This is a genomic window from Candidatus Burkholderia verschuerenii (genome assembly GCF_001189365.1).
GTDB classification, from domain to species: domain Bacteria; phylum Pseudomonadota; class Gammaproteobacteria; order Burkholderiales; family Burkholderiaceae; genus Caballeronia; species Caballeronia verschuerenii.
In genome coordinates this window covers 1-9,161 of the sequence record NZ_LFJJ01000218.1, presented here as the reverse complement: position 1 = coordinate 9,161, position 9,161 = coordinate 1, and the positions used below count along the sequence as shown (strand labels likewise).

Here is a 9,161-nt window from a genome sequence, read left to right as displayed (position 1 = left end):
CGCTCCACGCTTCCTCCCCACGGTCGGTCGCCCTTCCGCAGTTGCGCTTCACTTCGCTCGCTGTGGTCAACTTGCCGCGCGACTTGCACCCGCAAGAGTGCGCCCATGCTGGGCGCACAAAAAAAGGCGCGCACGAGGTCGTGCGCGCCTGCTTGCGATACGCGTAACGCGCGACTAGCCGCGCTCCGCGTCGTCCGCCGGATCGGCGTCGTCGTCGAGCAGACCGCGCGTTTCGTCTTCCACTTCGTCGGGAAGAATATCGGCGTCCGGTTCGAGATGGTTGTCGCCATCGGCGGATGCCGCTTCGCCGGTGCCGTAGCGGTCCGTATCGCTCGCGAGTTCGGCTTCCGACTGGCCGAGCGCGTGGGCATCGAGTTCGTCTTCGATCTCGCCCGGACGGCGCACTTCGCCCTGCACGTCCGATCCGCTATCCAACGAATCGCTCGGGCCGAGCGCGCCGGTGCCGTGTCCCTTGCCTATTTCCACTTGTCCTTCTTCCGACGGATTCAATGTGCTTCCGCTCATCATGACCTCCTTGCGTAACGTGTGTGAGTGTCCATGACGATTCCGCAATACGCGTTCCGCGCACGGCTTTCGAAGCCACAAAAGAAAACCCCGCGCACCTTTCGATGCGCGGGGTTGTCGTCGGAAGTCGCGGCTTATTTCAGGCTTGAGCCGCCGGGCGCTTTGCCCCGGTCGCCGCGCCTTGCTTTACCGTTTTAACGGTCCTCTCGGTGACGGAGGTCGCCGTCGCGACGCTGCGCAAATCGGTAAGGAAGGAATCGCGCCAGACGGAGAGATTGTTCTCGCGCAGCGGCGCCATCATGTCGGTGTGACGCGCCTGACGTTCGGCGAGCGGCATCGACAAGGCGCGTTCGAGCGCTTCGGACATCTGCGACAAATCAAACGGATTGACGACCAGCGCGCCCGGCAGCTGATCCGCCGCGCCCGCGAATTGCGACAGCACCAGCGCGCCCGGATCGGCCGGATCCTGCGACGCGACATATTCCTTCGCGACGAGGTTCATGCCGTCGCGCAGCGGCGTCACATAGCCGACCTGCGAGAGGCGGAACAGCGCCATCAGCAGATTGCGTTCGTATTTGCGGTTGAGATACTGGATCGGCGTCCAGTCCAGCTGAGCGAAACGGCCGTTGATGCGCCCCGCTTCGCCCTCAAGATTCTGGCGAATACGTTGATACGTCTGCACGTCCGAACGCGTCGGCGGCGCGATCTGCACGAGCGACACGCGGCCATGCCAGCCCGGCGCGTTCAGCAGAAGACGCTCGAACGCCAGGAAACGCTCGACGAGACCCTTCGAATAATCGAGGCGATCCACGCTCATGATCAGCTTGCGGCCGCGCATGCTGTCGCGCAGGCTCTTGACCTGCTTGCGGTTGGAGAACTGCTCGGCCGCTTTGGAAATGGCGTCCGGATAAATGCCGATCGGATACGCGCCGACCTTGAGCATCCGGCCGAAGCCTTGCAGCATGCCGTCGTCGCTATAGTGGCCGCGCCCGCTACGCTCCACGTAATCGATAAATGACTGCTGGTCGTTCTCCGTCTGAAAGCCGACCACGTCGTACTGGCACATCGCCGCGATGAGTTCTTCGTGCGGCGGCACCGTATGCATCATTTCCGGAACCGGAAACGGAATATGCAGGAAGAAGCCGACCGGATTGTTCACGCCGATTTTCCGCAGTTCCTGCGCGAAAGGCAGCATGTGGTAGTCGTGAACCCAGATGATGTCGTCGGGCTTGATAAGCTTCTTAAGCTTCGCGGCGAGACCCGCGTTGACGCGCATATAGCCCGCATACTCCTCGCGATCGAAGCGCGACAGGTCGTTGCGATAGTGGAAAGTCGGCCATAGCGTGGCGTTCGAAAAGCCACGGTAGTACTGGTCGTAATCGCGGCGCGTGAGGCCGACGGTTGCGTAGGTGACATTGCCGCTCGTCTCCAGAACGGGATCGGCCGCTTCGCCGACGATTTCGCCGCTCCAGCCGAACCATACGCCGCCAGTCTCCTTGAGCGCGTCCAATACGCCGATGGCCAGGCCGCCGGCGCTGGGCTTGCCTTCCTGGATCGGCGCGACGCGATTCGATACCACGATCAATCTGCTCATTACAGCGTCACCTCTTCAGTTTCGTTGCATGCTCGGAATGGCGAATGAAAAGTATGCAAGCTTCGTGCCGATTTTGTTTCAAAACTTAACAAATTTTCGTATCCACTTGTTACGGACGAACAAAAACACGCGGCGACGACGCGCCGCGTAGAAAATTTTCATCGCTGAGCCGGTGGTGAATCCGCCGGCGACCGTCATGAGTCTTGCTCTGACCCCAGGTCGCGCTGATAGTCGATGCCTTCGCGCCGCACGCCGCCCTGGTTGTGCTCGCCATCGGGCGGAGCGCCAGGCGCGGGGCGTTTCTGCCCGGCGGGATCGTGCTCGGCGGACGATGCGGAATCGCCCTGCGCGCCGGCTTGTTTTGAGGCTTCGGCGCGTGCTTCGCGCTTGGAGGAATGACGCGCGGAGCGTCGAAGTGCGGGGTGCCTCATGGTGCCTCCAGAAATGAAGGCCGTCGCGTGATGACGTCGGCGGCGTCGGACCAGATACGTCGCCTTCGAAGTGGACATCGCCTCGAAAAGCGGCGTTACGTCAGAAAAAACGACCGGCGAAACGGCTTGCCGCCGGTCATTGTTGCTTCATCCGTTGTAATCCCTACGTCCGGGATGGAATCTTATTCAAACCTTGCACGAATTCAGGGAATCGGTCCTGGCAGCGGAATACGTCGTCCGCTCAACTCTCCTTCGTTGCAGCACTACTGCACACGCGGCGCATCGTTCGGTCCGGGCGGCGGATCGCCGATCGGTGGCACCGGCGCGCCGGGCGGATCTTGCGTCGGGTCCGGATTCGGTTCGGGCGGAATCGGGGTGGGCGGCGGTTGATCCGGCGGCGTGATCGGCGGGTCCGGAGGCTGCGGCGTTTGCGCCTGCATCGCGTTTATCCGGGCTTGCGTCGGTTCGTCGCGGCGATCGTGTTCGGGCGGGATATCGGACATGGCGGGCTCCTTGCGGTCTTGTGATCGTCGTCGCTCCGCGCGGCCGTCCTCAGCCGACGCGGAGGTCATCGATCGGACAGCAAGGCACATGCCCTTGTATCCGCCCTTAAAAATGCGCCTGCATGCATCTCATTATCGGCGCTCAAAACTCACATGCCAATAAAAAACGCCCGCGCTTTTGCAAGCAGCGGGCGGGGTTTTCGTCTAAAGATAAGCGAAGATCAGGGATTTTCGCTGTCGGCGTCGGTTGTTTCGCCACCCTCTCCGACAGCCGCTTTCTGCGCGTCCTCGCCGTATTCGACGAGCCGGTTATAGAGCGTCTTGAGGCTGATGCCGAGGATTTCCGCCGCGCGCGTCTTCACGCCACCGCACTGTTCGAGCGTCGCGAGAATCAGCTGGCGATCGGCCTGCGCGAGCGATGTGCCGAACGGAATCGTCACCGCCGTCCCCGCCGATGGCTTCGACAGCGAAATCTGCAGTGGCACCGTGGCCGTGCTGTCCGAGTCCGACGCCGCCATGATGTACGCGCGCTGCACGTAGTTCTTCAACTCGCGGACATTGCCCGGCCAGTTGTAGGACGCCAGCATCTCGCGCACGGCAGCCGGAAACTCCTTCTTCGTGTTGTAGCGGGCGTTCAGTTCGTCGAGGAACGCCTGCCCCAATAGTTCGACGTCCTTGCCACGTTCACGCAGCGGCGGCAGGTTGATCGGGAACACGTTCAGCCGGTGATACAAGTCCAGACGCAGCTTGCCTTCGAGCACGGCCTGTTCGGGATCGCGGTTGGTCGCGGCGATCAGGCGCACGTCGGTTTCGAGTTCCTTGGTCGTGCCGACGCGCATGAACATGCCCGTTTCCAGCACGCGCAGCAGCTTCACCTGAAGCTCGATCGGCATTTCGGTGATTTCGTCGAGGAACAGCGTGCCGCCGTTCGCGCGCTCGAAATACCCCTTGTGCTGCCGATCCGCGCCGGTGAACGAGCCGCGCTCGTGGCCGAACATTTCGGACTCGATGAGATTCGGCGAGATCGCGCCGCAGTTCACGGCGATAAACGAATGCTTGCGACGCAGCGACAGTTCATGCAGCGTCTGCGCGGCGACTTCCTTGCCGGTTCCCGATTCGCCGATCAGCAGCACCGACGCCGCCGTCGGCGCGACGCGGCCGACCTGATCGTAGACGGTTTGCATCGCCGGCGAATTGCCGAGCATCAGGCCGAAACGGCCCATGCGGCGCAACTCGCTGCGCAGCGTGCCGATTTCCGCCTTCAGGTCGCCGGCGCGCGGCAGGCGCGACAAAATGGCCTTCACGCGCTGCATGTTGATCGGCTTGACCAGATAGTCGGCGGCGCCCATCTTCAGCGCGCTCACGGCCGATTCCACCGTCGCGTGGCCGGTGATGACGATCACTTCCACGCCCGAGCGCGGATCGAGGTCTTCGAACAGATCAACGCCCGTCCCATCGGGCAGCTTCAGATCGGTGAACACGACGTCCGGCGTTTGCCGGACCAGCTGGATGCGCGCCTCGCGCAGATCGCTGGCCAGCGCAGTCGACAATCCGTCTTCGCCGATGATCGCGGCTAGCGCCTCGCGGGTACTGGGATCGTCATCGACAATCAATACATGTGACATGCGATTCGATTTCTTCCAAAGCGTTTCAGGGTCACACGCCGTCGTGCGGCGTGGTCTTCTCCGTACCGCGAGGAGGTGCGGTCCGGGCCGGTGCGCTTCAAGTCGATTTCCGGGAAAACCCCGGGCGCGATTTAACGGAAACGCGTGAAATAAAATAATTTCCGCTTTTCTGCACGCTTGGCTGAGTCCGTCGTAAGTTTTTCCATTTATACAACTTATGACAGAGTTTCACTGATTATAAGGGTTTATCAAGATAAAAACGCACGTCGCTCGGACGTGCGTTTTTCAACTCACACAAATTGCCTGCGATTCAAGCGGAGACCTAACAAGTTGCCATCGCGCACAAATAACGATGCCGCCTTGCGCCCCGCTCGACGCTCGCTTCAACCGATGATCAGCTGCGCGGGAAGTGCCACGCGTCGGCGGTGCCGCCCACGGTGCCATTGCCATTGAGCGCCTGCGGCGATGCCGAGCCGGGTGTCAGGACCTTGCCGCCTTCGTCTTCCCAGCGGTTCAAGTCGCGCACGGTGCGCCGTCCAGCCGCATCCTGCGATTGCACCCATTTCCACGCCAGCACACTGCCGACCGCGAACAATGCGCCGAAAAGTCCGATCGAGGGACGTGCCATGTGTTTTCTCCCTTCGTCATGAAAAATCGAGCTACGCCGCGCGATGCCTGCATCTGTCGATACGGTTCGCGCGGTAAAAAAGATTCAACGGGAAACGATCAGTCCCACCAGAAAGCCGACGCCCGTCGCGATGCCGAGCGATTGCCACGGATTCTCTTTCACGTATTTTTCCGTGCAGTCGACGCCCGAGCGATAACGGCTCTGCGCGCTCGATTGGGCATCGCTCAGCGCGACGCGCGCGGAATCGACGTGATCGCGCAGACGCGAGCGCAGCGCGTCGACGCCTTCGCCCGGCAGCGTCGCCGACAGACGCACGAGTTCTTCCGCGTCGTTCAGCAACACCTTGATGTCCTCGATGATCTTCTGCTTGCCCAACGCAAGCTGGACGGTCGTCTGACTCATAATTGAAGTCCTCGCCTAAGTGGGTCAGGGGTAAAGCCAGGTGCGTTCAGGACGCGCGCGAAACACGCGACATGCGCCGAAGCACGCCGTTATTCGCGAGCCGCGCGCGCAATCCGCGAATCAGGCCGCCGGCGGTGAGCATGCCGTCCGCGACGCCGAACACCATGCTCGTGACGTTGGCGGCGCGCGCAAGCGCGGGCGTGCCGGCCGCGTAGCCGAGCACGGCGCACATGAACGCCGTCACCAGCGCGACGGCGGCCCAGTGATAGATGTCGATCGAATCGCTCGCCGCGAGTTCCTGCGGCTCGCGCGGCGCGTTGACGCGCACGCCCGGCGCGCCTGCGACTTGCGCGCGCTCGAGCGTGATGCCGTCGATATCGATGTCGAGAAAGTCTTTCATGATGTGCATACCCTTCCCTGCCGCTCACAGCGCCGAACCATGCGCCGCCGCGAGCCTGTTTTTAGAGTTCGGATGCACACCTTTCGCAGCTTTCATGCCAGCCGCCCGAGCGTCGTTCATCGATTGTCCGAAGCACGCCCCGCGCGATGTCCAGGACGATCGGACGTGCGCAGCCGGGTAAGAATTACGCCGTCGCCGTGTAAATCGCGACGTACGCGGCGAACCTTGCCGGAATCGGCGCGAATCGTGCATCGCGAGCGACGACCGCTCAGACAAAATCCACTCTGCCGACGGCATCACATTGCCGCAACATCGTTGCGAATGGTTAAATAGCGATATTGAGATAGTCGGTTGCGGCCGGCGGCGCCGGTTTGCGCGGACGCCGCGCAGTCCTCGCGCAATCGACGCACGACCGAGGGAATCGTCCTTCGCCATCGAAAGCGGATGAGGCCGGCGCTTGACGCGCTGGGCCGAGTCGAACATGGCAACGCGCGACGTCTCGCCGGCAGACCTCGTACGGCGAACCAACCGAATGCACTTGATCGCAACGGACGCCGTGCACGTCGTACCGGCGCGGCGTTTCCGTTCGCGCCGGAGCACGATGCTCGCACGGCGCGGGACGCCTCATTCGCAGAACTTCAGGACATATCAGCACACATGACGTCAACCGATCTGGATCCGCCGCTCGTCGCAGGCGATACACCGGCGCAGAAAAAGCGCAACGCGGGGGAAGTGCCGGGCTTGAAGTCCTATGGGCTGATGTTCGGCTCTTCGCCCGTGATGCATGAGTTGTACGGACAAATCGAACGCGTGGCCGCCACCGATGCGACCGCGCTGATCATCGGCGAATCGGGTACCGGCAAGGAGCTGGTCGCCCGGACCATCCACGACCATAGCGGACGCAAGGACGGCCCGTTCATCGCCGTGAACTGCGGCGCGATTCCCGACAACCTGATCGAAGCCGAACTCTTCGGCCACGAGAAAGGCAGCTTCACGGGCGCGGTGCAGGGCCGCATCGGCTACTTCGAGCATGCGAACGGCGGCACGCTGTTTCTCGACGAAGTGACGGAAATGTCGCCCGTGCGGCAAGTGAAGCTGCTGCGGGCGCTGGAAACGGGCACGTTCTTTCGCGTCGGCGGCAACGATCTGATCACCTCCGATGTGCGCGTGATCGCCGCGACCAACCGCGATCCGGTCGCCGCCGTCAAGGAAAACGGCCTGCGCGAAGATTTGATGTACCGGCTCGCGGTGTTTCCGCTGCGTGCGCCGCCGCTGCGCGAACGCGATACCGATCGCGAACTGCTCGCGCAACACTTCCTCAGCGAGATGAACGCGCAGGAAGGCACCAGCAAGGCCTTCAGCAAGCGCGCGCTCGACGTGCTGCGGACGTATTCGTGGCCGGGCAACGTGCGGGAGCTGAAGAACACGGTGTATCGCGCGTTCATTCTGGCGGAGAAGACGGTGGAGATCGCGCATCCGCATCTGGCGTCGCGGGTGAAGAAGCCGGTCACGCAAGGCGATGCGATGAACGTGTGGGTCGGCACGCCGCTCGCCGATGCGCAGAAGCAGATCATCCTCGGCACGCTCAAGCATTGCGGCGGCGACAAGCGTCGCGCGGCGAAAGCACTGGGCGTGAGCCTCAAGACGCTGTACAACCGACTCGGCGCATACGAAAACGAAGAAGCCGATCCGGGCGAAACATCGTCGAGCGAAGAAAGCTGACTTCCTGCACATAAGTTTTCTCTGATTGACAGCGAGCGCGTTCGATACGCGCTCGCTGTTTTTCAACGCCCGCATTTCATCGCCTGCGCGCAGGCAAAAAGCGCAACGAATTCCGCTCGCTTGCAATTTCTTGTAATTTTCTCAAACCGGTAATTAGAGGCTTGCTTCAAAATGCGGCAAGCCCGCGCCGTGCCTCGCTCGCGCGTCGTCATTCGGACAGCGCATGAACGGGCCGGACCTCGGCATGGCATCGCGCGCGTCAAGCGTCGCAGTGCATGCCGGGCGCATGCGCAAGAACACGGTAGAAGAAGGAAGAGCAACATGCAGATTTGGGTTCCCCGGCGCGTCCCCGGCGCCGCCACGCGGTGGCGCTGGTCGCCGGCATCGTCGCCTGTCTGGGTCTTTCGGGATGCAACTCGCTGTACGGCGAAGGCGCGGTGGCCGGCGCTGGTATCGGCGGCGCGGCGATCGCGGGCAGCGTCACGAACAACGCGGCGGTCGCCACGGGCATCGGCCTGGGCGCGGTCGCGGCGGCGAAAGCCGGCGTGCAGTACTCCCAGCGCGTGATCCATACCAATACGCAGAACGCCATCGCGGATGTCGCGGGACCGCTCGCGGTCGGCGCGGTGGCGCCGTGGAAGATCGTGCATTCGATGCCCATCGAAGACGACGAAAAAGGCCGCGTGACGGTGAGCCGCGTCATCAGCAGCGGCGCGCTCGACTGCAAGGAAGTGGTGTTCTCTGTCGATCGCGATGCGACGCAAGACCGCCCCGCCGACAGCGCGTTCTACGTCGCGTCGGTCTGCCGCGACGGCAAGCAATGGAAGTGGGCCTCCGCCGAACCGGCGACGCCGCGCTGGGGCTCGCTGCAATGATGGCGGGCGCTTCGGTAGCGTCGGTATCGATGGCCTTGCGTATCGGCCTGATCGCGGCATCGGCCGCCACGGTGGTGACGATGAGCGGTTGCGCGTCCATCGGCGCGGCGACGGGCGCGGTGGCGGGCGCGGTGACGACCAATCCGGCTGTCGGCTTCGGCATCGCGGTCGCGGTCGCGGTGCAGGCGGCGACCGACGAAGTCGTCAAGCGCACGATGAAGTCGCTGCATCAGGATCAGCAGGTCATGATCGCGGTGACGGCGGGCCTGTCGCAAGTCGGCGAGACACGGCCGTAGAAGGTCAAGCACACGCTGCCGATCGAAAACGGCCACGGCGAAGTAGTCGGCCCTTCAGAATTAGTCGAAGTCAAGGGTGGCAAGGGGCCGCCGGAAGATCGTGTTTCCCAGAACTCCCAGAAGCAATATTGATCTGAATGGTTTCCTGGGAGTTTGGAAC

At 62.8% G+C, this 9,161-nt stretch carries 10 protein-coding genes and 1 pseudogene; 3 read left to right on the top strand and 8 right to left on the bottom strand.

Features of this window, described 5'->3' with window-relative positions:
• Window positions 1–174: 174 nt before the first annotated feature.
• The 8 genes from BVER_RS25380 to BVER_RS25345 all read right to left on the bottom strand — a co-directional run bounded on the left by BVER_RS25380 (window position 175) and on the right by BVER_RS25345 (window position 6,108).
• A complete protein-coding gene (locus BVER_RS25380; RefSeq protein ID WP_050455615.1) occupies window positions 175–528 on the bottom strand; it encodes a hypothetical protein in 354 nt (117 codons plus the stop codon).
• 136 nt (window positions 529–664) lie between these two features.
• Entirely contained in the window at window positions 665–2,119 is a 1,455-nt protein-coding gene (gene otsA, locus BVER_RS25375; protein ID WP_050455614.1) for an alpha,alpha-trehalose-phosphate synthase (UDP-forming), read from the bottom strand.
• Between the two features lie 194 nt (window positions 2,120–2,313).
• On the bottom strand, window positions 2,314–2,550 hold the full coding sequence (locus BVER_RS25370; RefSeq protein WP_050455617.1) for a hypothetical protein: 237 nt from the start codon (window positions 2,548–2,550) through the stop codon (window positions 2,314–2,316).
• 263 nt (window positions 2,551–2,813) lie between these two features.
• Window positions 2,814–3,053, bottom strand: coding sequence for a hypothetical protein (locus tag BVER_RS25365; RefSeq protein WP_050455613.1), 240 nt, complete (start codon window positions 3,051–3,053; stop codon window positions 2,814–2,816).
• 221 nt (window positions 3,054–3,274) lie between these two features.
• Entirely contained in the window at window positions 3,275–4,678 is a 1,404-nt protein-coding gene (locus BVER_RS25360; protein ID WP_050455612.1) for a sigma-54-dependent transcriptional regulator, read from the bottom strand.
• 394 nt (window positions 4,679–5,072) lie between these two features.
• A complete protein-coding gene (locus BVER_RS25355) occupies window positions 5,073–5,306 on the bottom strand; it encodes a hypothetical protein (RefSeq protein ID WP_050455610.1) in 234 nt (77 codons plus the stop codon).
• Between the two features lie 84 nt (window positions 5,307–5,390).
• Window positions 5,391–5,708 (bottom strand): ElaB/YgaM/YqjD family protein, encoded by a 318-nt coding sequence (locus tag BVER_RS25350; RefSeq protein ID WP_050455609.1) that lies wholly within the window; start codon window positions 5,706–5,708, stop codon window positions 5,391–5,393.
• 46 nt (window positions 5,709–5,754) lie between these two features.
• The gene (locus BVER_RS25345; protein WP_050455616.1) at window positions 5,755–6,108 is read right to left on the bottom strand and encodes a hypothetical protein; all 354 of its coding nucleotides are present in this window, start codon (window positions 6,106–6,108) and stop codon (window positions 5,755–5,757) included.
• A 657-nt stretch (window positions 6,109–6,765) separates the two neighbouring features.
• On the opposite strand from BVER_RS25345, the gene BVER_RS25340 reads away from it, so the two are divergent.
• The 3 genes and pseudogenes from BVER_RS25340 to BVER_RS25330 all read left to right on the top strand — a co-directional run.
• Window positions 6,766–7,830, top strand: coding sequence for a sigma-54 interaction domain-containing protein (locus tag BVER_RS25340; protein ID WP_050455608.1), 1,065 nt, complete (start codon window positions 6,766–6,768; stop codon window positions 7,828–7,830).
• A 329-nt stretch (window positions 7,831–8,159) separates the two neighbouring features.
• Window positions 8,160–8,705 (top strand): hypothetical protein, encoded by a 546-nt coding sequence (locus tag BVER_RS25335; RefSeq protein ID WP_050455607.1) that lies wholly within the window; start codon window positions 8,160–8,162, stop codon window positions 8,703–8,705.
• Window positions 8,706–8,734: 29 nt separating this feature from the next.
• Window positions 8,735–8,998, top strand: a pseudogene (locus tag BVER_RS25330) (hypothetical protein); the annotation flags it as partial.
• Window positions 8,999–9,161: the final 163 nt, after the last annotated feature.

Excerpts from the sequence above, each read along its gene's own strand:
- BVER_RS25380 (WP_050455615.1), bottom strand. The coding sequence starts at position 528 with ATGATGAGCGGAAGCACATTGAATCCGTCGGAAGAAGGACAAGTGGAA.
- otsA (WP_050455614.1), bottom strand. The coding sequence starts at position 2,119 with ATGAGCAGATTGATCGTGGTATCGAATCGCGTCGCGCCGATCCAGGAA.
- BVER_RS25370 (WP_050455617.1), bottom strand. The coding sequence starts at position 2,550 with ATGAGGCACCCCGCACTTCGACGCTCCGCGCGTCATTCCTCCAAGCGC.
- BVER_RS25365 (WP_050455613.1), bottom strand. The coding sequence starts at position 3,053 with ATGTCCGATATCCCGCCCGAACACGATCGCCGCGACGAACCGACGCAA.
- BVER_RS25360 (WP_050455612.1), bottom strand. The coding sequence starts at position 4,678 with ATGTCACATGTATTGATTGTCGATGACGATCCCAGTACCCGCGAGGCG.
- BVER_RS25355 (WP_050455610.1), bottom strand. The coding sequence starts at position 5,306 with ATGGCACGTCCCTCGATCGGACTTTTCGGCGCATTGTTCGCGGTCGGC.
- BVER_RS25350 (WP_050455609.1), bottom strand. The coding sequence starts at position 5,708 with ATGAGTCAGACGACCGTCCAGCTTGCGTTGGGCAAGCAGAAGATCATC.
- BVER_RS25345 (WP_050455616.1), bottom strand. The coding sequence starts at position 6,108 with ATGAAAGACTTTCTCGACATCGATATCGACGGCATCACGCTCGAGCGC.
- BVER_RS25340 (WP_050455608.1), top strand. The coding sequence starts at position 6,766 with ATGACGTCAACCGATCTGGATCCGCCGCTCGTCGCAGGCGATACACCG.